General features: G+C 64.7%; 18 protein-coding genes. 14 read left to right on the plus strand and 4 right to left on the minus strand.

Annotated elements, in window-relative coordinates:
- Positions 1–17: 17 nt before the first annotated feature.
- Together NLN62_RS19110 and NLN62_RS19115 are read left to right on the plus strand one after the other, a co-directional pair.
- Positions 18–1,346, plus strand: coding sequence for a polyhydroxyalkanoate depolymerase (locus NLN62_RS19110; RefSeq protein ID WP_027523992.1), 1,329 nt, complete (start codon positions 18–20; stop codon positions 1,344–1,346).
- 206 nt (positions 1,347–1,552) lie between these two features.
- Positions 1,553–2,392, plus strand: coding sequence for a M48 family metallopeptidase (locus NLN62_RS19115; protein ID WP_254109839.1), 840 nt, complete (start codon positions 1,553–1,555; stop codon positions 2,390–2,392).
- Positions 2,393–2,741: 349 nt separating this feature from the next.
- Here the strand turns inward: NLN62_RS19115 and NLN62_RS19120 are convergent, their stop codons facing one another.
- The gene (locus tag NLN62_RS19120; protein WP_027523994.1) at positions 2,742–4,940 is read right to left on the minus strand and encodes a transglycosylase domain-containing protein; all 2,199 of its coding nucleotides are present in this window, start codon (positions 4,938–4,940) and stop codon (positions 2,742–2,744) included.
- A gap of 166 nt (positions 4,941–5,106) precedes the next feature.
- Between NLN62_RS19120 and NLN62_RS19125 the strand changes: the two genes are divergently transcribed.
- Entirely contained in the window at positions 5,107–5,532 is a 426-nt protein-coding gene (locus tag NLN62_RS19125) for a DUF1330 domain-containing protein (RefSeq protein ID WP_027523995.1), read from the plus strand.
- Between the two features lie 131 nt (positions 5,533–5,663).
- Here the strand turns inward: NLN62_RS19125 and NLN62_RS19130 are convergent, their stop codons facing one another.
- Entirely contained in the window at positions 5,664–6,890 is a 1,227-nt protein-coding gene (locus tag NLN62_RS19130; protein ID WP_027523996.1) for an ABC transporter substrate-binding protein, read from the minus strand.
- 185 nt (positions 6,891–7,075) lie between these two features.
- On the opposite strand from NLN62_RS19130, the gene NLN62_RS19135 reads away from it, so the two are divergent.
- A complete protein-coding gene (locus tag NLN62_RS19135) occupies positions 7,076–7,603 on the plus strand; it encodes a methylated-DNA--[protein]-cysteine S-methyltransferase (RefSeq protein ID WP_027523997.1) in 528 nt (175 codons plus the stop codon).
- Between the two features lie 155 nt (positions 7,604–7,758).
- Here NLN62_RS19135 and NLN62_RS19140 read toward each other — a convergent pair whose 3' ends face one another.
- Positions 7,759–10,548, minus strand: coding sequence for a [protein-PII] uridylyltransferase (locus NLN62_RS19140; RefSeq protein ID WP_027523998.1), 2,790 nt, complete (start codon positions 10,546–10,548; stop codon positions 7,759–7,761).
- 188 nt (positions 10,549–10,736) lie between these two features.
- On the opposite strand from NLN62_RS19140, the gene NLN62_RS19145 reads away from it, so the two are divergent.
- From NLN62_RS19145 to NLN62_RS19170, 6 genes are all read left to right on the plus strand, one after another.
- Positions 10,737–11,711 (plus strand): aliphatic sulfonate ABC transporter substrate-binding protein, encoded by a 975-nt coding sequence (locus NLN62_RS19145; protein ID WP_254109840.1) that lies wholly within the window; start codon positions 10,737–10,739, stop codon positions 11,709–11,711.
- Between the two features lie 136 nt (positions 11,712–11,847).
- Complete coding sequence (locus NLN62_RS19150) at positions 11,848–12,693, plus strand: ABC transporter permease (RefSeq protein ID WP_371932998.1); 846 nt, start codon at positions 11,848–11,850, stop codon at positions 12,691–12,693.
- On the plus strand, positions 12,693–13,478 hold the full coding sequence (locus tag NLN62_RS19155) for an ABC transporter ATP-binding protein (protein WP_027524001.1): 786 nt from the start codon (positions 12,693–12,695) through the stop codon (positions 13,476–13,478). Before NLN62_RS19150 ends, NLN62_RS19155 begins: the two co-directional genes overlap by 1 nt.
- A gap of 54 nt (positions 13,479–13,532) precedes the next feature.
- Positions 13,533–14,042: an OsmC family protein gene (locus NLN62_RS19160; RefSeq protein WP_254109841.1), complete on the plus strand. Its 510-nt coding sequence runs from the start codon at positions 13,533–13,535 to the stop codon at positions 14,040–14,042.
- Between the two features lie 173 nt (positions 14,043–14,215).
- Positions 14,216–15,010 carry a hypothetical protein gene (locus NLN62_RS19165; RefSeq protein ID WP_254109842.1) on the plus strand — a complete coding sequence of 265 codons (795 nt, stop codon included), beginning with the start codon at positions 14,216–14,218 and terminating at the stop codon, positions 15,008–15,010.
- 444 nt (positions 15,011–15,454) lie between these two features.
- The gene (locus NLN62_RS19170; protein ID WP_027524004.1) at positions 15,455–17,131 is read left to right on the plus strand and encodes a PAS domain-containing methyl-accepting chemotaxis protein; all 1,677 of its coding nucleotides are present in this window, start codon (positions 15,455–15,457) and stop codon (positions 17,129–17,131) included.
- Positions 17,132–17,239: 108 nt separating this feature from the next.
- On the opposite strand, the gene mutS is transcribed toward NLN62_RS19170, so the two are convergent.
- Positions 17,240–19,978, minus strand: coding sequence for a DNA mismatch repair protein MutS (mutS, locus tag NLN62_RS19175; RefSeq protein WP_254109843.1), 2,739 nt, complete (start codon positions 19,976–19,978; stop codon positions 17,240–17,242).
- A 350-nt stretch (positions 19,979–20,328) separates the two neighbouring features.
- Here mutS and pcaF point away from each other — a divergent pair, with 350 nt between their 5' ends.
- The 4 genes from pcaF to pcaG all read left to right on the plus strand — a co-directional run bounded on the left by pcaF (position 20,329) and on the right by pcaG (position 23,990).
- The gene (gene pcaF, locus NLN62_RS19180) at positions 20,329–21,537 is read left to right on the plus strand and encodes a 3-oxoadipyl-CoA thiolase (protein ID WP_254109844.1); all 1,209 of its coding nucleotides are present in this window, start codon (positions 20,329–20,331) and stop codon (positions 21,535–21,537) included.
- Between the two features lie 116 nt (positions 21,538–21,653).
- Positions 21,654–22,547 carry a dioxygenase gene (locus tag NLN62_RS19185; protein ID WP_027524007.1) on the plus strand — a complete coding sequence of 298 codons (894 nt, stop codon included), beginning with the start codon at positions 21,654–21,656 and terminating at the stop codon, positions 22,545–22,547.
- Positions 22,548–22,685: 138 nt separating this feature from the next.
- Positions 22,686–23,387 carry a protocatechuate 3,4-dioxygenase subunit beta gene (gene pcaH, locus NLN62_RS19190; RefSeq protein ID WP_027524008.1) on the plus strand — a complete coding sequence of 234 codons (702 nt, stop codon included), beginning with the start codon at positions 22,686–22,688 and terminating at the stop codon, positions 23,385–23,387.
- Complete coding sequence (gene pcaG, locus NLN62_RS19195) at positions 23,388–23,990, plus strand: protocatechuate 3,4-dioxygenase subunit alpha (RefSeq protein ID WP_254109845.1); 603 nt, start codon at positions 23,388–23,390, stop codon at positions 23,988–23,990.
- The last annotated feature ends 51 nt before the right edge of the window (positions 23,991–24,041 follow it).

Raw genomic sequence — 24,041 nt, forward strand, 5'->3', positions numbered from 1 at the left:
GCGAGAGGATATACGATATGCCTATTGGTGAGTTTGGCGGCGCACCGCCCCTGGTGGCCGAAGGCAGTCCGGTCTTAACGACGCCGATGTACTGGATGTACGAGATGGCGCACGCCTCTCTCAATCCAGCGCGCGCAGTCACCGACGCCACCAAGATCCTGTTTCAGAATCCCCTGAATCCGTGGTCGCACACCGATGTCGGCAAATCGCTGGCCGCGGCTTGCGAATTGTTCGAGCGCACGACGCGCCGCTACGGCAAGCCGGAATGGGGGCTCGACGACACCGAGGTCAACGGCATCCGCGTCCCCGTCGAGGTCCGCCCGGTCTGGGAAAAGCCGTTTTGCCGGCTGCTCTATTTCGATCGCAAGTTTACCCGCCCCTTGCGCAGCCCGCAGCCGCGCGTGCTGATCGTGGCGCCGATGTCCGGCCACTACGCGACGCTGCTTCGCGGCACGGTCGAGGCCCTGCTGCCCGCGCATGAGGTTTACATCACCGATTGGGCCGACGCTCGCATGGTCCCCTTGAGCGAAGGCCGCTTCGATCTCGACGACTACATCGACTACGTCATCGAGATGCTGCATGTGCTCGGCGGCAACACCCATGTGATGGCGGTGTGCCAGCCTTCCGTCCCCGTCGTCGCGGCCGTTTCGATCATGGAAGCGCGGCGCGACCCCTTCGTGCCGACCTCGATGACGCTGATGGGCGGCCCGATCGACACCCGCCGCAATCCGACCGCGGTGAACAAGGTTGCCGAACAGCGCGGCATCGACTGGTTCCGCAACCACGTCATCACCAAGGTGCCGTTCCCGCATCCCGGCATGATGCGTGACGTTTATCCGGGCTTTTTGCAGCTCAACGGCTTCATCAGCATGAATCTCGACCGGCACATGGATGCGCACAAGCAGCTGTTTGCCAACCTGGTGAAGGGCGACGGCGATCTCGTCGACAAGCATCGCGACTTCTATGACGAATATCTCGCGGTGATGGACCTGACCGCGGAGTATTACCTGCAGACGGTCGACACCGTGTTCGTCAAGCACGCGCTGCCGAAGGGTGAGATGACCCATCGCGGCACGCGGGTTGATCCCACCAAGATCACGCGCGTTGCGCTGATGACTGTGGAAGGCGAGAACGACGACATCTCGGGTCTCGGTCAGACCGAAGCGACGCATGGTTTGTGCAGCTCGATCCCCGAAAATCGCCGCGTGCATTACGTGCAGAAGGGCGTCGGACATTACGGCGTGTTCAACGGCTCGCGTTTCAAGTCGGAAATCGTGCCGCGTATCCACGATTTCATGATTTCGGCGGCGAATCCGAAGGCTTCACTGGCGTTGGCGGCCGAATAGGCCGCTTTTTCGGGTTTCCCGCGCCTGCCGGACCCCTCCGGCGGGCCTGGGTTCCCGCCAGATTCGCGGTAATTAGGTAGCGCTCTAGGAGTGAGTCTGCCCTCAGATTTTGGGGGGCCAGCATGCGTCCAGCGGGGGCGAAAAAATCGGGTTCCAACCCCAGTCTGTAGGGTCTCCCGGGCTGCCAACCCCTGTATATTGGGCAAATGATTTGTTTTTGCGCCGAGCGCTTTCCCTGGCGGCGGTTATGGCAGAATCCGGGCGAACTCCTGCCCCCCGGACTGACAGACATGGCCACTCGCGCGCTACTTTATCGGCGGCCTCACGAACCCAAGACCTTTGTGATCCACCACGGATCGCAATTCTTCGCGATAAGGCTGCGCCGGCACCGCCGCGCGCGTCGCTATACGCTTCGAATTCATCCGAGCGATCGCGAAGCGATCCTCACCATGCCGCCGCGCGGCACGCTCGCGGAGGCAAAAGACTTCGCGCAGCGTCACGGTGCATGGATTGCCGCGCGCCTTGGCCGCTTGCCAAAGGCTGCGCCGTTCCAGGCGGGCACTGTGATACCGCTTCGGGGCTTGCCGCACCGGATCGTGCATCGCGCCGGCGTCCGCGGCACGGTGTGGACCGAGACGCGCGATAGCGGCGAGCGCATCATCTGCGTTGCCGGCGGCGTCGATCATGTCGATCGCCGTGTCCATGACTTCCTCAAGCGCGAGGCGCGCCACGATTTGCAACGGTCGGCGGAAGGCTATGCCGCCGAGCTCGGCGTTCGCGTCAGGCGCCTCTCGATCCGCGATCAGTCGAGCCGCTGGGGCTCCTGCACCTCCGCCGGCTCGCTGTCGTTCTCGTGGCGCCTGATCCTCGCGCCGCCTTACGTGCTGGATTATCTCGCAGCCCACGAGGTCGCCCACCTCGTCGAGATGAACCACTCGCCACGGTTCTGGCGCGTCTGCGCGAAGGTCTGCCCGTCGGTGGAGCGCGCCAAGAAGTGGCTCGACACCCACGGCAACGACCTGCATCGGTACGGGATCGAGGATTAAGCTCTCATTGCTAGCCAGGCTGTAAGCCGGCGGCCGTCTCCGAAGCTGTCATCGCCCGCGAAAGCGGGCGATCCAGTATTCCAGAGGCGGTGACGAATACGGAGAAGCCGCGGCGTACTGGATTCCCCGCCTGCGCGGGGAATGACAGCGGAGAATGAGGCGATTTCTGCGCGTCTCTCTCGATTCTTCCCAGTCGCTGCGATGATCGCGCGGCAAGCTTGGTTTATCCCGCCGCATCAAAGACTTCGCAAAATCTACCGCGCATGGCGCCGGAAGTCACCGGCTAGTAGTTTGCATGGGGTTGTTTTCGAGACTCTTGTTTTGGGGTCACAGCGATCCCAGACAGAACCTACCTGTTCCCGCCGAACAACCGATCCATCAGCCAGCCGTCGAGACCCGCGGCCGGCTCCGGCCGGACATTGGCGCGCGTCGGGGGCGGGCGAGTGCCGCTGTTGTTGACGGGAGCAGGCGGCGTCGGGGCGGAGACTTGCGAAGCCGCCTGCGCGAGGTTCGACAGACCCCAGCCGACTTGCGAGTTCGGCAGGCTTGCGACCGCCACGCCTTCGTGCGCGGTGCGCATGAAGCGCGACCAGACTTCCACAGGCAGGCCGCCGCCGGTCGCCTTCTTGGTCGGCGAGTTGTCGTCATTGCCGAGCCAGACGCCGGTGACGAGGTTGGCGGTGTAGCCGACGAACCAGGCGTCCCGGTAATCCTGGCTGGTGCCGGTCTTGCCCGCGGCCATCCAGCCCGGGATCTCCGCCTTCTTGGCGGTGCCGGAGATCAGCGTTTCCCGCATCATCGTGTTCATCATCGCCACATAGCGCGGCTCGATCACCTGGTTGCGCTCGTCGGGTTGGCGCATGTAGAGCAGTTTGCCGCCTTCTATCGTCTTGATCTTCGTCACCACATGCGGCGACACCGCGAAGCCGCCATTGGCGAAGGGCGCATAGGCGCCGACCAGCTCGACCACCGAGACCTCGGAGGTGCCGAGCGCGATCGAGGCGTTGGGCTCGAGCTTCGAGGAGATGCCGAGCCGGTGCGCCGTGCGCACCACGTTCTTCGGCCCGACTTCGAGGCCGAGGCGAATTGCGACCGTGTTGAGCGACATCGCGAGCGCCTGCGTCAGCGTCACCGCGCCGAAATATTCATGAGTGTAGTTCTCGGGCTTCCAGCCCTTGACCTCGATCGGCGCGTCCTGGCGGATCGTGTCCGGCGTCAGCCCCTGCTCCAGCGCGGTCAGATAGACGAACGGCTTGAACGAGGAGCCCGGCTGGCGCTTGGCCGTCACGGCGCGGTTGTACTGGCTATCGGAATAATTCCGCCCGCCGACCAAGGCGCGCACCGCGCCGTCGGGCGTCATCGCGACCAGCGCGCCCTGGCTGACGTTGAATTTCACGCTTTTCGCCGCGAGCTCGTCGATGATGGCGGCCTCCGCCACGCTCTGGAGCTTTGGATCGATCGTGGTCTCGACCGTGATGCTCTGGTCGATCTGGCCGACGAGATCGTCCAGCACTTCGCCGATCCAGTCGGCGACGTAGTTCACGGTGCCGGCGCCGGCCGGCTTCACGTTGTAGGAGGGATGGCCGATCGAGGCCTGCGCCTGGGCTTCGGTGATGAACTTGGCCTCCGCCATCGCGGCGAGCACGACCTGCGCGCGCGCTTCCGCGCCTTCGGGATTGCGGTTGGGCGCAAGGCGCGAGGGCGATTTGACGAGGCCCGCGAGCATCGCGGCCTCCGCGATCGTCACGTTCCTGGCCGACTTGCCGAAATATTTCTGCGCGGCGGCCTCGACGCCATAGGCGCCGGAGCCGAAATAGACGCGGTTGAGGTAGAGCTCCAGAATCTCGTTCTTGGAGTGCTTGCGCTCCAGCCAGATCGCAAGCTCCGCCTCCTGCAGCTTGCGCTGCATGGTGCGCTCCTGCGTCAGAAACAGGTTCTTGGCGAGCTGCTGCGTCAGCGTCGAGCCGCCCTGCGAGACACCGCGACGGAGAACATTGGTGACGGCGGCGCGCAAGATGCCGACCGGGTCGATGCCGAAATGCGAATAGAAGCGGCGGTCCTCGATGGCGATGAAGGCCTTTGGCAAATACGGCGGCAGATCCCTTAGCGCGACATTGGCGCCGGCCATCTCGCCGCGCTGCGCCAGCACGCTGCCGTCCATGCCGACGATCTGGATCGTCGGCGGGCGCTTGGGAATCTCCAGCGATTGAATCGGTGGCAGATGGGCGCCGACCCAGATCACGACGCCGACCACGGCGATCACGCCCCAGAGGCCGAGCACGGCGCCCCAATAGAACAGCCGGCCGATGCCAAAGCCGATCCTCGACTTCGACCTTCGCTTTGCGCCGCTGCGGCTCACGGGGGCTTTCCTCTCGCGCGGCGGCTCGTCATCGGCATCGTCGCTCTTGCGCTTGGCCTTGGCCTTTTTCGGCTTGTCGTCGGCAGCGTTCGGGATGCGATCGGCAGCCGTCAGGCGCAAATCGGCCAGCGCTGCGGGCAAGCCAAACAGCGGCTCCTTGCGCCCGCCTTTTTTCTTTCCCAACGCCATCCGCGAAACGCCCGCTAGCCCGCCCGATCGCACGCTAGCGGTGGCTGTTTAAGGCCCGGTTACGCAAAGCTTAACGCGGGATTAGGAGGTGCGGCGGGCGCGTGCCGGTGGTTCCGCGAGGAGGGCGGCAAAGCTAGGATCGAGCCATCAACGAAAGGAAACGCCCATGGGCCATATCGATCCGACCAAGGAGGTTTTCGCGCAATTCCGGGAGAACGACCGCCCGGGCCCGATCCACATGCTCAACCTGGTGCGCCTGCGCAAGGAGGCCGCCTATCCGGACGGCCGGAAAGCGACCGGCGCCGAGGCCTATGCGGCCTATGGTCGCGAAAGCGGTCCGGTGTTCACACGCCTCGGCGGCCGCATCATCTGGCAGGGCAAGTTCGAGATGATGCTGATCGGCCCGCAAGAGGAGCGTTGGGACCATTGCTTCATCGCCGAATATCCAAGCGTCACCGCCTTCGTCGAGATGATCCGCGACCCCGTCTATCGCGAAGCGGTGAAACACCGGCAAGCGGCCGTGGAGGACTCGCGCCTGATTCGCCATGCCGTGCTGCCGGTTGGAAAGAATTTCGGCGAGGTGCCGACGTAAGCGAGGGGACCACTGGCTGATTTGATTGAAGTCAGCGCCACAATCACCGCTGCGCTCCCTCCCCCCTTCAGGGAAGGGAGCGAGAGAGCATACGCTCTGGCCTAACCAAAGCGAGAGAGTCAGCGCTGTAACTAACCGGACGGTCCGGTGTCTTCCATGATCGGGCCAAACAGCTCCCAGCGTTCGCCGTTGAACTTCATCATCTGCATCTGCTTGTTGACGCGGAAGTCGTTCGGTCCGGTGTTGATCTTGATGCCGGGGAGCGCGAAGCTCGGGGTGAAGTCCTTGATGTTGGCGACCTGCTTCATGACGTTCTCGCGCGTCAGGTCGTCGCCACACTGCTTCAGCACCTGCGTCAACAATTCGGCCACCGAATAGGCATAGGTGTTGACGGTGTTGAGCTTGTCGCCTTCCGGGAAATACTTGTCCATGAAGGCGAAGAAGGCCTTCACGCCGGGATCGTCCTTCCACTGCGGATCGCCGGGCTCCTTGCCGTACTGGGTCGAGATGATGCCCTTGGAGATGTCGAGGCCGGCAGGTTTCAGCGTCGCCGAGATCGGGCTCGCATTGATGTCGACGATGTGGACCGGCGTCCAGCCGAGGTCGGCGAGCTTCTTGATCGCCTGTGCCGCGAATTTCGGCGTCGAGGCATCAAAGAACACGTCTGTGCCCATCGACTTCAGCTTGACCACCTGCGAGTCGACGGTTGGATCGGTGACCTCGTAGGACACCTCACCGACGATCATGCTCGTGGCCTTGTCGCCGAGGCCGCTCTTCAGGCCGGCGAGATAGTCGCGGCCCATGTCGTCATTCTGGTAGAGCACGCCGATCTTGGCGTTGGGGTGATTTTCGAGAATGTATTTTGCGTAGATGCGCCCCTCGGACACGTAGTTGGGATTATAGGCGATGGTCCAGGGATAGTTCTTCGGATCATTGAAGCGTGCGGCCCCGGTCGAGGCGAGCAGCTGCGGCACCTTCTTGCCGTTGAGATATTTCTGCACGGCGGCATTTGCCGCGGTGCCGATGATCTGGAACGTGAACAGCACCTCGTCGCCTTCGACCAGCTTGCGCACCTGCTCGACCGTCTTCGGCGGCGAATAGGCGTCGTCATACTGGATCAGGTTGATCTTGCGGCCGTTGATGCCGCCCTGATCGTTGATCATCTTGAAGTAGGCGGCCTGGGTCTTGCCGATATTGGCGTAGACGGAATAGGGGCCCGAGAACGGCACGGTCTGGCCAATCTTGATCTCGGTGTCGGTGGCGCCGGTGTCGTATTTCTTCTGCGCGAGCGCCGGCGAGGCTGCGAGCGCAAGGGCGAAGGCCGCGGTGGCGGCCAAATGAGCTAGACGATTGTTCATCCGGAATCTTCCTCCTGACGGAATTATCTGCCGATGGTCTGATTGCGCCTATTTTGAGCGGCCGCCATCGCTGTCGGGAATTGTGGAGGAAGCCCCGCCACGGCGCAAGGCGCATCAGCTTTCGGGTGGCGTTCACGGGCGTACCGCGACAATGTGTGCCTGCCCATTTGGCAGAGATCATCCTGATGAAGTCGACGACGCAGAACCCGGAAGCATTCGGTCTCGATCGCCTCGCGACGCCGATCGGGGCCGCTTTGCTCGTCTTCGATGCCGACGGCATTCTTCGCGCGCTCGATTGGGAAGATTACGAACATCGCATGCGGGAGCTGTTGCGCCTGCACCACGGCGCGGTCGATTTGCGCGCGCGGCGCGCGCCCGCCGAAATGCGTTTCGCGCTGTCAGGCTATTTCGACGGTGATCTAGATCGGCTCAAGTCGATCAAGTGGCGTGTCACCGGCACGCCGTTCCAGCGCAAGGTCTGGACGGCGCTTGCAACGATTCCCTCAGGCACAACGCTGAGCTACGGCGCATTGGCGGCAAGGCTCGATATGCCCAAGGCGGTGCGCGCCGTCGGTCATGCCAATGGCTCCAACCCGATCAGCGTGGTGCTGCCCTGTCATCGCCTGATCGGCGCTGACGGATCGCTGGTGAAATACGGCGGCGGCTTGGAGCGCAAGCGTTGGCTGCTCGGGCACGAGGGGGTGGAGGTGTAGCGCGTCTCTCTCTACTCGTCCTACTCGTCATTCCGGGGCGCAGCGCGCGCGGCGAGCCCAGAATCTATCGGGCCACTGGTAACGCGGATGAATGGATTCCGGGCTCGCGCTACGCGCGCCCCGGAATGACACGTGGAGAGAGTCGGGCGCGCCCCTCACGCCGCCGGCTGAACCGCCTTCTCGCCCGCCATCACATGCGTCAGCGCGCTCTTGATCGCGGCCTGGCGTGTCGGCGCGTTGATCTGCGCGCCGAGGAGGTCGGTGACATAGAACACGTCGCGCGCGCGCTCGCCGAAGGTCGCAACATGAGCGGAGGCGATGTTGAGGTTCAGCTTGGAGATCGCCGTGGTCAACTCGTATAGCAGGCCGGGACGGTCGAGGCCGGAGACCTCGATCACGGTGTAGCGATCGGACCACTGGTTGTTGATGATCACTTCCGGCTCGATCACGAAGGGGCGCGCCTTGCTGCGCACGGTGCGCCGCGCCACCACCTCGGGCAGCCGCAGCTTGCCTTCCAGCACGTCCTCGATCATCTCGCCGATGCGTGTGGCGCGGCGGCCTTCATCCTCGTCGCGCTCGTATTCGCGCGAGATCGAGATGGTGTCGAGCGCACGGCCGTCGGTCGTGGTGTAGATCTGGGCGTCGACGATGTTGGCGCCGGCGGACGCACAGGCGCCGGCGATGATCGACAGCAGCCAGGGATGGTCGGCGGCGAAGATCGTGAGCTCGGTGACGCCGCGCACCTCGTCGAAGCCGACATTGATCGCGAGCTTGTGGCCGGCCTGCTCGCTCGCGCGCACGAAGCGCGCATGGCGCATCTTGCGCGGCAGTTCGACCTTGAGCCAGTAGGCCGGATAGTGCCGGCCGACATAGGCGTCGAGCTCATCCTTTGGCCATTCGGCAAACGCAATACGGAATTCGGCCTGCGCGGCGGCAAGGCGCTTGCCGCGGTCGACTTCGGAGAAGCCGCCGGTCAGCACCGGCTCGGTCTCGTAGTAAAGCGAGCGCAAAAGCTGCGCCTTCCAGCCGTTCCACACGCCGGGCCCGACGCCGCGGATGTCGGCGGTGGTCAGGATCGTGAGCAGCTTCATCTGCTCGACCGACTGCACCACGGCGGCAAAGTTCTCGATGGTCTTGCGGTCGGAGAGATCGCGCGACTGCGCGACCGTCGACATGGTCAGATGTTCCTCGATCAGCCACGCCACGAGCTCGGTATCGGCCGGGCTGAAGCCGAGCCGCGGACAGAGCCGCCGTGCCACCTTGGCGCCCGCGATGGAGTGATCCTCGGGCCGGCCCTTGGCGATGTCGTGCAGGAGCGTCGCGACATAGATCACCGAACGGTGCTCGGGCCGGGTCTTGCGCATCAGGTCGCTGGCGAGCGTGAACTCTTCGATGCCGCCGCGCTCGATGTCCTGCAGGAAGCCGATGCAGCGGATCAGATGCTCGTCGACCGTGTAGTGATGATACATGTTGAACTGCATCATCGAGACGATCTTGCCGAAGGCGCGGATGAAATGACCGAGCACGCCGGTCTCGTTCATCCGTCGCAGCACGGTCTCGGCGTCGTTGGAGGTCAGGATCTCCATGAACAGCCGGTTCGCTTCCGGATTCTCGCGGAGCTGCGCGTTGATCAGGTTGAGCGAGCGCGTCACGGTACGCATCGCGTCGGGGTGGAACGCGAGGTTGTTCTTCTGTGCCAGGCGGAAGATGCGGATCAGGTTGACCGGATCGTGCTTGAACACGTCGGGTGCAGCCAGGTTGATGCGGTTGTTGTCGACGATGAAGTCGTCGCTATCAGGCACGCGCCGCTTCACGGTGCTTGGCCTCAGGCGCGCCATCATCCGGCTCAGCACCGGCGCGGGCTTGGCCTGCTGGTCTTCCAGCTTCGCGCACAGGATGGCGGTAAGATTGCCGACTTCCTTGGCGACCAGGAAGTAGTGCTTCATGAAGCGCTCGACGTCCTGCATGCCGGGATGCGAGGTGTAGCCGAGGCGAACCGCGATCTCGCGCTGGAGGTCGAAGGAGAGGCGCTCCTCGGCGCGGCCGCAGTAGAAATGCAGATTGCAGCGCACCGACCAGAGGAAGTCGGCGCAGCGGCGGAAGGTGCGGTACTCCTGTGCGTCGAACACCCCGCGCTCGGCGAGTTCGTCGGTGTCGCGCACGCGATAGACGTATTTCGCGATCCAGAACAGCGTGTGCAGGTCACGCAGGCCGCCCTTGCCATCCTTGACGTTGGGCTCGACGAGATAACGCGACTGGCCGCCGCGGCGATGCCGCTCCTCGCGTTCGGCGAGCTTTGCGGTAACGAATTCGGATGCGGTGCCCTGCACCACGTCCTTGTCGAACCGCGCGACCAGCTCGTCATAGAGCGGCTGGTCGCCGGTCAGGAAGCGCGTCTCCAGGATCGCGGTGCGGATGGTCATGTCGCCGCGCGCCTGCCGGATCGATTCATCGACCGAGCGCGTGGCGTGACCGACCTTCAGGCCCATATCCCAGAGGCAATAGAGGATGGCTTCGGCCACCTGCTCGCCCCAGGCCGTCTGCTTGTAGGGCAGGATGAACAAGAGATCGATGTCAGATTCCGGTGCCATCAGCCCGCGGCCATAGCCGCCGGTCGCAACCACCGCCATGCGCTCGGCGCCGGTCGGGATCGGCGAGCGGTAGAGATGGCGGGTCGCGGCCGAATAGAGAATGCGGATGATCTCGTCCTGCACGTGGCACAGCCGCTCGGCGCAGCGCCTTCCGTGGCGGTCTTTCAGCAGGATCTTCTGCGCTTCGGCGCGCGCTGCGATCAGCTCGGTCTTGAGCAGTTGCGCCATCGCCGTGCGGAACGCGTCCTCGCGCCCCTCATGCTTTGCGGCAAGCGCGTCGACTGCGGCGGTCACCCGCGCGCTGTCGAAGCGATCATCCATCTCCTGCTTGTGCTGGGTCGTGACGCTGTCCATGCTTCACCGGATATAAGAGGTGACAGGCGCTGTCACCCGCCATTCTTTCGCAATAGTCGTTCCATGCTTGGAAAGGCCGGCTTTCGGCAAACTTGTTCTCGGTCGGCCCGGTTTCAAGACAGGGATTTTCTCGTTGACCTCTAGGTATAACTCATTGAAAAACAATGAAGTTTCGTAAGGAGGCCGGCATGACCAGATTTTCACGACGCATTCTGCTGGCGGGCGCTGTGGCGCTCGCGCTGACCCCTGGTTTGGTGCGCGCCGCCGAGCCGCTGAAGGAGCTTCGCATCGACTGGGCGACCTACAATCCGGTGTCGCTGGTCCTGAAGCAGAAGGGGCTTCTCGAGAAAGAGTTCGCCAAGGACGGCATCAGCATCACCTGGGTGCAGTCGGCCGGCTCCAACAAGGCGCTCGAATTCCTCAATGCCGGCTCGATCGATTTCGGCTCGACTGCGGGTTCGGCGGCGCTGGTGGCGAAAATCAACGGCAACCCGATCAAGTCGATCTACGTCTATTCGCGCCCCGAGTGGACGGCGCTGGTCACGACCAAGGACTCCAAGATCGCAAGCGTCGCTGACCTGAAGGGCAAGCGCGTCGCGGTGACGCGCGGCACAGATCCGCACATCTTCCTGGTGCGTGCGCTGCTCGGCGCTGGCCTTTCCGAGAAGGACATCACGCCGGTGCTGCTCCAGCATGCCGACGGCAAGACCGCGCTGATTCGCGGCGACGTCGACGCCTGGGCCGGCCTCGATCCGATGATGGCGCAGGCCGAGGTCGAGGAGGGCGCGAAGCTGTTCTACCGCAAGGCCGACGCCAACACCTGGGGCATCCTCAATGTGCGCGAGCAGTTTTTGAAGGATTATCCGGACATCGTCCGCCGCGTGCTCGCCGTGTACGAGGACGCGCGAAAATATTCGCTGGCGAACTACGACGAGCTGAAGAAGACCTTCATCGCGGTGACGAAGCTGCCCGATGCCGTCGTCGACAAGCAGCTCAAGGAGCGCACCGAGCTGACCCACAGCCGCATCGGCGCGCCGCAGCGCGAGTCGATCCTCGCCGCCGGCCTCGCCCTCCAGCAGGCCGGCGTCGTCGACGCCAAGGTCGACGTCAAGGTCACGCTCGATGCCCTGATCGACGACCAGGTCCCGCTGCCGACGAATTAGTTCCTGTCGGGAAGAGGCGCGTCGGCGCAACAAACTCCGTTGTCGTCCCGGATCGCGCTCCGCTTCGCTGCGCTTGTCCGGGACGACGACTGAGATTGCCGCGCGGCCTTGCATTCCCTCGTGAGACGCGCTTGCTATGGCTATGACCTTCGAAGCCCCAGCGGTGGAACAATCCGATCGCGGCGTAACGCGTGCGCCGCGCCTCTCCCGCTATGCGCGACCGCTGCTCGGGCTCGCGCTGCCGCTGACGCTCGCGCTTGGCTGGGAGCTCGTGGTCTGGCTCGGCTATTCCAACGGCCGGCTGGTGCCGCCGCCCTCGCGCGTCCTTGCGACCATTCTCGATCTCGCCCGCTCGGGCGAGCTGACGCGGCACATCGCCGCGACCTTGTGGCGCGTTGGTCTCGGCTTCGTGCTCGGCGTCGTCGCGGGCACGCTGCTCGGTGCGATCGCCGGCTACTGGTCGCTGGCGCGCCGGCTGCTCGATCCGACCGTGCAGGCGCTGCGCGCGATTCCTTCGATCGCCTGGGTGCCGCTGTTCATCCTCTGGCTTGGCATCTTCGAAACCTCCAAGATCGCGTTGATCGCGGTCGGCGTGTTCTTTCCAGTCTATCTCGGCGTGATGGGCGCGATTCTCATCGTCGATCGCAAGATCGTCGAGGTCGGCCGTATCTTCCGCCTGTCCGGCCCGGCCATGATCCGCCGCATCCTGCTGCCCGCCGTGCTCCCGGCCTACGTCGTATCGCTGCGAGTCGGGCTTGGCCTTGGCTGGATGTTCGTCGTTGCCGCCGAATTCATGGGCGCCTCCGAAGGCCTCGGCTATCTCCTGATCGATGGCCAGCAGCTCGGCAAGCCTGCGCAGATCGTCGCCGCGATCGTCATCTTCGCCATCCTCGGCAAGCTCACCGACTGGCTGATCGAGGTCGCGACGGCGCCGCTGCTGCGCTGGCAGGATGCCTTCGGGCGCGAGCAGGGAGGGGCGTGATGCTGGCGCTCGAACGGGTGAGCAAGACCTACCCCAATGGCGTCGAGGCGCTGGCGCGCTTCTCGGCCGCGATCAGGCAGGGCGAGATCGTCGCCATCATCGGCGGTTCCGGCTGCGGCAAGTCCACGCTGCTGCGCGCCATTGCCGGCCTCGATCGCGCCAGCTCGGGCACGGTGACGCTCGACAACGAGGCGATATCGTCGCCGCATGCCAAGATCGGCATCATCTTCCAGGAGCCGCGGCTGTTGCCCTGGCTCAGCGTCGCCGACAACATCGGCTTCGGCCTTGCGGACCTTCCCGCGGGCGAGCGACGCGAAAAAGTCGCGCGCGCGCTCGAGCGCGTCGGACTTGCCGACAAGGCCGATGCCTGGCCGCGCGAGCTCTCCGGCGGACAGGCGCAGCGCGTCGCGATCGCGCGTGCGCTGGTACCGCAACCCGAGGTGCTCCTGCTCGACGAGCCGTTCTCAGCGCTCGATGCCTTCACCCGCAGGGATCTCCAAGACCATCTGCTCGACCTCTGGGCCGATACGCGCCCGACGCTGATCCTGGTGACCCATGACGTCGACGAGGCCGTGGTGCTGGCCGATCGCGTGCTCGTGATGCGGCCGCGGCCGGGCCGGCTGTTCGACCAGATCGAGATCAATCTCGCACGCCCGCGCGACCGCAACTCGCCTCTGTTCGACAGCTTCAAGCGCAGCGTCCTGACTTCGCTCGACCGCTCGCTCGATCGCAACGTGCCTGACCGTGACGCAACCCAGGGTCCCGGCCAGGCGATGTGGTGGTGACAATTTTGCTCCCAGCCGGTACATCGAGGGGCGATCTTCCGGGAGAGAACAAAAATGGATGCCGCAGAACTCCGCCAGATGCAGGCCCCGATCAAGGAACGCTACAAGACCGATCCGAAGGCCGCGCTGATCACGCTGAAGGCCAAGGGCACGACCGACAACGACGGCATCGCCTGCAAGGTCGAGACCGGCCGCGCGCTCGCGGTGGCTGGCCTGCATCCGGCGACCGGCGGCTCCGGGCTGGAGCTTTGTTCGGGCGACATGCTGCTCGAGGCGCTGGTTGCCTGCGCCGGCGTCACGCTGAAATCGGTCGCGACCGCGATCGATGTGCCGCTGAAAACCGGCAATGTCTACGCTGAAGGCGATCTCGATTTCCGCGGCACGCTCGGCGTCGACAAGGAGACCCCGGTCGGCTTCGCCGAGATCCGCCTGGGCTTCGAAGTCGACACCGACGCGCCGCAGGACAAGCTCGATCTGCTGCTGAAACTCACCGAACGCTATTGCGTGGTCTACCAGACTATCAAGAACGGCCCGAAGGTCTCGGTGTCGATGCACAGGATGTAGCCGTCCACCTCTCCCGTAGGGAGAGGTCGCACCGAAGGCGCGGGTGAGGGGCTGCGCTCTCTCGTGGGACCTGAATCCCTCACCCGATTTGCTGCTGCAAATCGACCTCTCCCTACGGGAGAGGTGAACAAGCCCGCGGATAATTCACTTCAACAAAAATCATCCCGCGAAAAATGCCCCCCGAGCTCACCTTCCTCTTCTTCCTTCTCCTGCGCATGGCGATCGCTGCGGCGTTTGTCGTGACGGCGTCGATCATCACCGAGCGCGCAGGTCCGGTGATCGGCGCGCTGGTTGCGACGCTACCGATCTCGGCGGGGCCCTCTTACGTCTTTCTCGCGCTCGATCACGATGCCGCCTTCATCGCGCAGGGCGCGCTGGCGAGCCTTCCCGTCAACGCCGCGACGATCTTCCTCGGGCTCACCTATGTCGTGCTGGCGCAGCGGCGTAACCTCATCGTCAGTTGTGGTGCGGCAATCGCAGTCTGGATCGCGCTCGCCTCGATCATCCGCCAGTTCGACTGGTCGCTCACATCAGGCCTTGCCGCCGACCTGATCGCGTTCGGCATCTGCATTCCGCTGCTGGCGCGCTATCGCCATGTGAAGATGCCGCTGGTGACGCGCCGCTGGTACGACATTCCCTTCCGCGCAGCGCTGGTCGCCACTCTGGTCGCCATCGTGGTGTCGACCTCAGGCTGGGTCGGGCCGCGCGTCAGCGGCATCATCGCGCTCTATCCGATCGTCTTCACCAGCATGATGGTGATCCTGCACCCGCGCATCGGCGGCCCGCCGACCGCCGCCGTCATCGCCAATGCCGCCTGGGGCCTGCTCGGCTTCGGCATGGCGATCGCGGTGATGCACGTCGCGGTCGTGAAATTCGGATCGGTGATTGGCCTCACTCTCGCGCTCGCCACCTGCGTGAGCTGGAATCTGACGCTGTGGTGGACTGCGCGAAGAAAGAAACTTTCCTGATCGTGGCGGCAGTCTCTGCTGCAGTGAAAGTGTCTTGCCTTGTCGTCGCCGTCCATTCGCCCCTGAGCGCTGCTACTGCAAGTCGACGACCTTCGGGCCCGGGCCTATTGCAAGCTGAAGTCCGCGCGTTTGCGGGCGGTTCGTTGCCGAATTCCGATCGTATCGTTAAGCGAATCTTCGCATCTCGGCGCAATTGTAATTCCAAATTGATTCTTTCGGCAGATGAGCTGGGGCGCCTTGATGAGATGACGGTGTTCATCGACGACGAGCATCCGAGACGCCCTCGAGTTACATCGATTGAGATGCGCAACCGCGGCGATAAGCCGAGCGCTCATCTGCTTCACTGAAAACGGCGCGGCAAGCCAACGGAGGCGTCGCTCTGGACGCATTGCAGCACGAGACGGATTGTTCGCGCGGCTCAAGCGCAACTTGGGAGACACAAAGGTGTTTGGACGCAAAACGACTTCCGATGCGTACGCGTTGCTTGCCGCCAAGGTCATCGACGCAAATGTCATGATCGCAGATGAGAACCTGAACATCGTCTACATGAACGAGTCCGTGACCCGCCTTCTGCGGGGCGCGGAAGCCGATCTCAAGAAGGACCTGCCGCAGTTCAACGTCGATCGTCTGATCGGCACCAACATTGACATCTTCCACAAGAACCCCAGCCATCAACGGCGAATGCTTGAGGCTCTCAATTCCAAGCATCGCGCGACGATCAAGATCGGTCGGTGGAGCTTCGATCTGGTTGCGACGCCGCTGAAGCACCCGGACGGAAGGCGCGCCGGCACGGCGGTCGAGTGGACCGATGCGTCGATTCGCCTGCAAAATCTCAATTTCGAAGCCCAAGCCGCAGCCATTAGCCGCGCACAAGCCGTGATCGAATTCAATCTCGACGGCACCGTCGTGACCGCCAACGACAACTTCCTCAACGCGTTGGGGTACTCCCTCACAGAAATCCAAGGCAAGCACCACAGCCTGTTCATGCCTCCCGATCAACGCGACGGCGGCGCCTACCGCGAGTTCTGGGCTGCACTCAATCGCGGTGAGCTTCAGTCCGGTGAGTTCAAGCGGATCGCCAAGGGCGGGCGCGAGGTCTGGATTCTCGCGTCCTACAATCCTGTGCTGGACGAGAAGGGGAAGCCCTTCAAGGTCGTCAAATTCGCAACCGACGTGACCGCGGACAAGCTGAAGAATGCCGATCTCGCCGGCCAGATCGCGGCGATTGACAAGGCGCAGGCCGTGATCGAGTTCAACATGAACGGCACGATCATCACCGCCAACGACAATTTCCTGGCGACGCTCGGCTATTCGCTGGCCGAGATCAAGGGCAAGCACCACGGCATGTTCGTCGAGCCGTCCGAGCGCGACGGCGCGGCCTATCGCGAGTTCTGGGCTGCGCTCAACCGCGGCCAGTACCAGGCCGCCGAGTACAAGCGCATCGGCAAGGGCGGCAAGGAAATCTATATCCAGGCCTCCTACAACCCGATCCTCGACCTCAACGGCAAGCCGTTCAAGGTCGTGAAATATGCGACCGATACCACCAGGCAGGTGCTGGTCCGCATGGGCAATGAGCGCGTCCGCGGCATGATGGAATCGGTCGCCGCCGGCTCCGAGGAGCTCAACGCCTCGGTGCGGGAGATTTCGGAAGCGATGACGAAATCGCGCGAGACCGCGATGGGCGCGGTCGAGCAGGTCGCCTCCGCCGACGCGCAGGCGCAGCGCCTCACCGAGGCCGCGCAGGCGATGACCGGCATCGTCGAGATGATCAACAGCATCACCGGCCAGATCAACCTTCTGGCGCTCAACGCCACGATCGAATCGGCGCGCGCGGGGGAAGCCGGCCGCGGCTTCGCGGTGGTCGCCTCCGAAGTGAAGAGCCTCGCCAACCAGGCCAAGCAGGCGACCGACAAGATCGGCCAGGAGATCGGCAGCCTCAACGGCATCTCCGGCGACGTCGTCAGCGCGCTCGGCTCGATCAAGCAGGCGATCAACAATGTCAGCGAATATGTGACGTCGACGGCGGCCGCCATCGAGGAGCAGAGTACGGTCACGAACGAAATGTCGACCAGCATGCAGCGCGCCGCCGCCGAAGCAGCGGCGATCGCGGCGAGGGCTTGAGCCAAACACGCAGATCGTAGGTTGGGTTAGCCGAAGGCGTAACCCACCGCTTTCGTCGCCGCGAGAGAAGAGGTGGGTTACGCTTCGCTAACCCACCCTACGGCACCGTCACTGCTTCGGCAGCTTCGCCTTCAACGCATAGAGCGCATCGAGCGCCTCGCGCGGGGTCATCTCGTCGGGGTGCAACGCCCTTACCGCTTCGATCAGCAGTTCGGCTTCGCTTGGCGGAGCGGCTTCTGCCGCGGCGCGTGAGGGGACCGCGAACAGCGGCAGATCGTCGACCAGCGCACGCGCGGTCTGGCCGCGGTCTTGTGCTTCGAGTTTCGCCAGCACGGATTTGGCGCGCGTGATCACTGCCGGCGGCAGGCCGGCGAGCTTGGCGACCTGGATGCCGTAGGAGCGGTCGGCGGAGCCCGGCAGCACCTCGTGCAGGAACACGACGTTGCCCTGCCACTCCTTGACCCGCACCGTGGCGTTGAACATCCGTGGCAATTTTGCCGAGAGCGCGGTCAGCTCGTGGTAGTGCGTGGCGAACAGCGTCCGGCAGCGGTTGCTCTCGTGCAGATGCTCGATCGCGGCCCAGGCGATCGAGAGACCGTCGAAGGTCGCAGTTCCCCGTCCGATCTCATCGAGGATGACCAGCGAGCGCTCGCCGGCTTGGTTCAAGATCGCTGCGGTCTCGACCATTTCCACCATGAAGGTGGAGCGGCCGCGGGCGAGATCGTCGGCGGCGCCGACACGCGAGAACAGCCGGTCGACGATGCCGATGCGGGCGCGCGAGGCCGGCACGAAGCTGCCGATCTGCGCCATCAGCGCAATCAGCGCGTTCTGGCGCAGGAAGGTCGATTTACCGGCCATGTTCGGGCCGGTGAGCAGCCAGAGCTGGCCGGATTTCTGGCCAGGCGCCGGCGACAGATCGCAGGCATTGGCAATGAACGGCTCGCCATTGCGCTTCAAGGCCTGCTTGACCACCGGGTGCCGGCCGGCCTCGATCGCAAAGCCAAGGGAACTGTCGACCTCAGGCCGCACGTAGTTCTCGTCGACCGCGAGCTTTGCCAGCGACGTTGCGACGTCGAGCAGCGCGAAGCCATGCGCGGCAGCGCGCAAATCTTCGCTGATATCAAGCGCCTTGGCGCAGAGCCGCTCAAAGATTTCGAGTTCGAGCCCGAGCGCGCGGTCGCCCGCATTGGCGATCTTGGCCTCGATCTCGCCGAGTTCGGATGTCGTGAAGCGCACCTGACCCGCCAGTGTCTGGCGGTGGATGAAGGTCGCGTTCAGCGGGGCCGACATCAGCTTGTCGCCATGCTGCGCGGTGACCTCGACGAAATAGCCGAGCACGTTGTTGTGGCGGATCTTCAGGCCCTTGATGGAGGTCGCGTCGGCGTAGCGCGCCTGCATCGAGGCGACCACCAGGCGCGAGGCATCGCGCAAATTGCGGGCTTCATCGAGCGCCGGCTCATAGCCTTCGCGGACGAAGCCGCCGTCGCGCTTGATCAGCGGGAGCTGTTCGGCGAGCGCGGTCGCAAACTCAGCCGCGAGCTCGCGCGAGGGTCGCTGCATCGCTGCCATCACGGCGGCGATCTCCAGCGGCGGCTGGTCGAGCTCGGAGAGCCGCGCCAGCGCCTGGTCGGCCGCCAGAATGCCGTCGCGGATCCCGGCGAGATCGCGCGGTCCGCCGCGGCCAACCGAGAGCCGCGCCAGCGCGCGCGACATGTCGGGGGCGCCGCGCAGGATGCTGCGGATGTCCTCGCGTGCGGCAGAATCCGCGACGAAGGCACTGACCGCATCTAGCCGGCGTGCGATGCCTGCTGCGTCCGTCAGCGGTGCCGCGAGCCGCTGCGCGAGCAGGCGCGAGCCTGCCGACGTGACCGTGCAATCGATGGCGTCGAGCAGCGAGCCGCGCCGTTCGCCGGCCAGCGTCCGCGTCAGCTCGAGATTGGCGCGGGTGGCGGGATCGATCGCCATTGTCGCGCCCGAGGCCTCGCGTGCGGGCGGCGACAGCGGTGGATGTTTTCCGACCTGGGTGCGGTCGACATAGGTGACGGCGGCGGCCGCGGCGGTGGCCTCGAGGCGCGTGAGCTGCGCCAGCCCATCCATGGTCGCGACCGCGAAATAATCGCACAGGCGTTTCTCGGCGGTGGCGCCGTCGAAGATGTCGCGGGTCAGCGGCGTCACTGCCGGCAGCTCGCGCAGGACGGGTCCGAGTTCGCTGTCGTTATAGAGCGCGTCGGTGACAATCGCCTCGTTAGGGTTGATGCGTGCCAGCGTAGCGGCAAGCTCGCCGCCCGCGCATTCCGTCACCATGAACTCAGCGGTCGAGATGTCGATCCAGGCGAGGCCGAAACGGTCGCCGCCGGAAGAGGAGCGGGCGCGCGCGATCGCCAGCAGATAGTTGTTGGCCCGCGCATCGAGCAGCGTGTCCTCGGTCAGCGTGCCCGGCGTGACCAGCCGCACCACGCCGCGCCGCACGACGCTCTTGTTGCCGCGGGCCTTGGCGGCCGCGGGATCCTCGGTCTGTTCGCACACCGCGACCCGGTGGCCGGCTGATATCAGGCGGTGCAGATAATCCTCGGAACGCTCGACCGGCACGCCGCACATCGGGATGTCGGCGCCCTGATGCTTGCCGCGCTTGGTCAAGACGATGCCGAGAGTCCTGGAAGCGATCTCGGCGTCCTCGAAGAACAATTCGTAGAAATCGCCCATCCGGTAAAACAGCAGGAGGCCCTGATGCGCCGCCTTTATTTCAAGGTACTGTTCCATCATCGGCGTGACGCGCGCGGCAGCTTCCGCCTGCGGCGGGGGCGCGGGTTCAGGTTCTGGCGCTTGGATGGGCTGTTGCAGTGTCATGGGCGGCGCAACCTACAAAATTTCGCCCTGTGGTCCTATGGCTTTGGCCGGAGAGAGCGGGTTTTCCACGTTGTCCGTATTGTGGAACGCGGGTCGACACATCCTCAGTCGTCATTCCGGGATGCGCCGACAGGCGCAGGCCCCGAATCCATAACCCCGATCGATGGTTATGGATTCCGGGCTCGCCCTGTGGGCGCCCCGGAATGACGACTGAGATTGTTGCAGACGCACATGCGCCGAGCCACGCGCGCCCCCGCGAAACCGTCAATTGACCTGCCGCGGGCGCCCTCCTAAAACTCCGCCGTCATTGAAGAATTTTGGCCGAACCGCGGCGCTCAGGGAGAACAACGATGCGTGATGTGTTTATCTGCGATGCCGTCCGGACCCCGATCGGCCGTTTTGGCGGCTCACTCGCCAAGGTGCGCGCCGACGACCTCGCCGCCGCTCCAATCAAGGCGCTGATGGCCAAGCACCCCAAGCTCGACTGGTCGCAGGTGGATGAGGTGTTCTTCGGCTGCGCCAACCAGGCCGGCGAGGACAACCGCAACGTCGCGCGCACGGCGCTGCTGCTTGCAGGCCTCCCGGATTCGGTTCCCGGCCAGACACTCAACCGCCTCTGCGCCTCCGGCCTCGACGCGGTCGGCGCGGCCGGCCGCGCGATCCGCTCCGGCGAGATCGAATTCGCGATCGCCGGCGGCGTCGAATCCATGACCCGCGCGCCCTTCGTGATGGGCAAGGCGCAGGAAGCCTTCTCGCGCTCGGCCGAGATTTTTGACACCACCATCGGCTGGCGCTTCATCAATCCGCTGCTGAAGGCGCAATACGGCGTCGATGCCATGCCGGAGACCGGCGAGAACGTCGCCGAGGAATTCCAGGTCTCGCGCGCCGACCAGGACGCCTTCGCCATCCGCTCGCAGCAGCGCGCGGGCGCGGCGATCGCGGCGGGCTATTTCGCCGAGGAGATCACGCCGATCACCATTCCCGGCGGCAAGGCCGGCCCCATTACGGTCGACAAGGACGAGCATCCGCGTCCCGAAACCACGCTTGAGGGCCTCGCCAAGCTGAAGCCCATCGTGCGCAATCCCGGCACGGTGACCGCCGGCAACGCCTCCGGCGTCAATGACGGCGCCGCCGCGATGATCCTTGCCTCCGAAGCTGCCGTGAAGAAGCATGGCCTCACGCCCCGCGCGCGCATCCTCGGCCTTGCATCGGCCGGCGTGCCGCCGCGCATCATGGGCATCGGCCCGGTGCCCGCCACCCGCAAGCTGATGGAGCGTCTCGGCAAGAAAATCAGCGATTTCGACCTGATCGAGCTGAACGAAGCCTTTGCCTCGCAAGGCATCGCCTGCCTGCGCCAGCTCGGCGTCAAGGACGATGCTGATTTCGTCAATCCGCATGGCGGTGCGATTGCGCTCGGCCATCCCCTCGGCATGAGCGGCGCGCGTCTTGCGCTCACCGCCGTCCACGGCATGGAGAAGCGCGGCGGCAAGCTCGCGCTCGCCACCATGTGCGTCGGCGTTGGCCAGGGCGTCGCTGTCGCGATCGAGAAGCTGAATTGACGGGACGCGCATCGTCCCGTCATCCCGGGGCAGCCCGACAGGGCTGAACCCGGGATCTCGAGATTCCGGGTTCGATGCTTCGCATCACCCCGGAATGACGGGGGAAAGGACCGCCCATGATCATCGAGCGCGAGCAGGACGTCACGGCCGCGGCACTGGCGGTGATGGAGCGGACATCTGATCCGCGGCTTCGCCAGATCATGGTCTCCCTGGTCGAGCACCTGCATGCCTTCGTCCGCGATGTTCGGCTGACGGAGGCGGAATTCCGCGATGCCACGGCGATCGTGGCCGAGCTGGGCAAGCTCTCGACCGACACGCATAATGAAGTCGTGCTGATGGCGGGCTCGCTCGGCGTCTCGCCGCTGGTGTGCCTGCTCAACAATGGCGATCAGGGCAATACGGAAACCGATCAGTCGCTGCTCGGGCCGTTCTGGCGATTGAACTCGCCGCGGGTGGAGAATGGCGGATCGATCGTCCGCTCGAAGACGCCGGGTGCGCCGCTGTTCGTCAGCGGACGCGTCGTGGACGGTGACGGCCGTCCCGTCACTGCGGCGGAGGTCGATGTCTGGCACGCTTCGCCCGTCGGCCTCTATGAGAACCAGGATCCGGAGCAGGCGGACATGAACCTGCGCGGCAAGTTCACGACCGACCAGGACGGACGCTTCTCCTTCCGCTCGGTGATGATGGTTGGCTATCCGATTCCGACCAACGGCGTGGTCGGCCGCCTCCTGAAGGCGCAGAGCCGGCACCCCTATCGTCCCGCGCATCTGCACGCCCTGATCTTCAAGCACGGATTCAAGGTGCTGATTTCGCAGGTCTACGACCCCGCCGATCCGCACATCGACAGCGACGTGCAGTTCGGCGTGACGCAAGCGCTGATCGGCAAGTTCGAGCGCCACGATTCGCCGCATCCGACCGAGCGCGAGGTTGCGACGCCCTGGTATTCGCTCGACCACACCTACCGGCTCGAGGCCGGCGAGGCCGTGCTGCCGCGTCCGCCGATCAAGTAGTGCGCCCATATGTCAGGTGCCGGGCGCAGGAAGCCCGCCAAACCGCTTCCCCCAATTAGTTATATACTATAATGATTGGCCGAAGCGTTGACCGGCCGGACTAAAATGGCCGGGGAGGAACTCGCCAGGAGTTTGGCCATGACATTCATTTATCCCGTCGACAGCAACAAGGCGCATCCCCTGCCGCTGTCGCCCGACTACAAGAGCTCGATCAAGCGGGCGCCGAGCAAGCCCCTGATCCCGATGCGCCACACGCTGTCGGAGCTGACCGGCCCGGTTTACGGCCACGAGACCGTCCGCGAGGGCGACAAAGATCTCACCCTGCAGCATAAGGGCGAGCCGCTCGGCGAGCGGATCATCGTGCACGGCCATGTGCTCGACGAGGACGGTCGCGGCGTGCCCAATTCGCTGGTCGAGATCTGGCAGGCCAATGCCTGCGGCCGCTACGTGCACGTGCGCGACCAGCATCCTGCGCCGCTCGATCCGAACTTCACCGGCGCCGGCCGCACCCAGAGCGATGCGGCGGGCTACTACCGCTTCGTCACCATCAAGCCGGGCGCCTACCCCTGGGGCAATCATCACAATGCCTGGCGGCCCGCGCACATCCACCTCTCGGTGTTCGGCCATTCCTTCGTCACGCGCCTGGTGACGCAGATGTATTTCCCCGGCGATCCCCTGTTCCCGTTCGATCCGATCTTCAACTCGGTGCCGGACGAGAAAGCGCGCATGCGGATGGTCTCATCCTTCGATCTCGAGAACACCCAGCCCGAATGGGCGCTGTGCTATCGCTTTGACATCGTGCTGCGCGGCAAGAACGCCACGCCAATGGAGAACACCTAAGTGCAGGATTCTGTGAAGCCCAACGGGATCACGCCATCGCAAACCGTCGGCCCGTTCTTCAGATACGGCCTGACGCCGACCGGCGATTACGAGTGGAACGACGCCTTCACCAACTCGACGCTCACGCCCGACGTCACCGGCGACCGCCTCCGCATCGAGGGCAAGGTGTTCGACGGTGACGGCGTCGCCGTGCCGGACTGCATGCTGGAGATCTGGCAGGCGGATGCGCAGGGACGCTTTGCCGATCCGCAGGACAAGCGCGCGCTGCCGAACGCCAGCTTCCGCGGCTTTGCCCGCTGCGGCACCGACAAGGACGGCAACTATTCCTTCGACACCATCAAGCCGGGCGCGGTGCCTGATCCCGACGGCAGGCCGCAGGCGCCGCACATCCTGGTCGCGGTGTTCGCGCGCGGCATGCTCAGGCATCTCTACACCCGCATCTATTTCAGCGACGATGCAGGCCTCGCCTCCGATCCGGTGCTGGCGCTGGTGCCCGCCGACCGCCGCGCGACGCTGATCGCGAAGCGTGAGGCCGGCAAGCCGGTCTATCGCCTCGACCTGCGGCTCCAGGGCGATGAGGAGACGGTGTTCTTCGACGTGTGACGCGGCTGGCGCTTCCGGGTGTGATCGTGCAGGATGAGCGCGGCACCCGGG

Origin of the sequence: Bradyrhizobium sp. CCGUVB23 (assembly GCF_024199885.1) — a bacterium.
Classification (GTDB): domain Bacteria; phylum Pseudomonadota; class Alphaproteobacteria; order Rhizobiales; family Xanthobacteraceae; genus Bradyrhizobium.

What these genes read in the sequence shown, in the direction of transcription:
- pcaH (WP_027524008.1), top strand. Translation starts at nt 22,686, where the DNA reads ATGACATTCATTTATCCCGTCGACAGCAACAAGGCGCATCCCCTGCCG.
- mutS (WP_254109843.1), bottom strand. Translation starts at nt 19,978, where the DNA reads ATGACACTGCAACAGCCCATCCAAGCGCCAGAACCTGAACCCGCGCCC.
- NLN62_RS19185 (WP_027524007.1), top strand. Translation starts at nt 21,654, where the DNA reads ATGATCATCGAGCGCGAGCAGGACGTCACGGCCGCGGCACTGGCGGTG.
- NLN62_RS19135 (WP_027523997.1), top strand. Translation starts at nt 7,076, where the DNA reads ATGAAGTCGACGACGCAGAACCCGGAAGCATTCGGTCTCGATCGCCTC.
- NLN62_RS19115 (WP_254109839.1), top strand. Translation starts at nt 1,553, where the DNA reads ATGATTTGTTTTTGCGCCGAGCGCTTTCCCTGGCGGCGGTTATGGCAG.
- NLN62_RS19140 (WP_027523998.1), bottom strand. Translation starts at nt 10,548, where the DNA reads ATGGACAGCGTCACGACCCAGCACAAGCAGGAGATGGATGATCGCTTC.
- NLN62_RS19125 (WP_027523995.1), top strand. Translation starts at nt 5,107, where the DNA reads ATGGGCCATATCGATCCGACCAAGGAGGTTTTCGCGCAATTCCGGGAG.
- NLN62_RS19110 (WP_027523992.1), top strand. Translation starts at nt 18, where the DNA reads ATGCCTATTGGTGAGTTTGGCGGCGCACCGCCCCTGGTGGCCGAAGGC.
- pcaF (WP_254109844.1), top strand. Translation starts at nt 20,329, where the DNA reads ATGCGTGATGTGTTTATCTGCGATGCCGTCCGGACCCCGATCGGCCGT.
- NLN62_RS19160 (WP_254109841.1), top strand. Translation starts at nt 13,533, where the DNA reads ATGGATGCCGCAGAACTCCGCCAGATGCAGGCCCCGATCAAGGAACGC.
- NLN62_RS19130 (WP_027523996.1), bottom strand. Translation starts at nt 6,890, where the DNA reads ATGAACAATCGTCTAGCTCATTTGGCCGCCACCGCGGCCTTCGCCCTT.
- NLN62_RS19155 (WP_027524001.1), top strand. Translation starts at nt 12,693, where the DNA reads ATGCTGGCGCTCGAACGGGTGAGCAAGACCTACCCCAATGGCGTCGAG.
- NLN62_RS19150 (WP_371932998.1), top strand. Translation starts at nt 11,848, where the DNA reads ATGGCTATGACCTTCGAAGCCCCAGCGGTGGAACAATCCGATCGCGGC.
- NLN62_RS19165 (WP_254109842.1), top strand. Translation starts at nt 14,216, where the DNA reads ATGCCCCCCGAGCTCACCTTCCTCTTCTTCCTTCTCCTGCGCATGGCG.
- NLN62_RS19145 (WP_254109840.1), top strand. Translation starts at nt 10,737, where the DNA reads ATGACCAGATTTTCACGACGCATTCTGCTGGCGGGCGCTGTGGCGCTC.
- NLN62_RS19120 (WP_027523994.1), bottom strand. Translation starts at nt 4,940, where the DNA reads ATGGCGTTGGGAAAGAAAAAAGGCGGGCGCAAGGAGCCGCTGTTTGGC.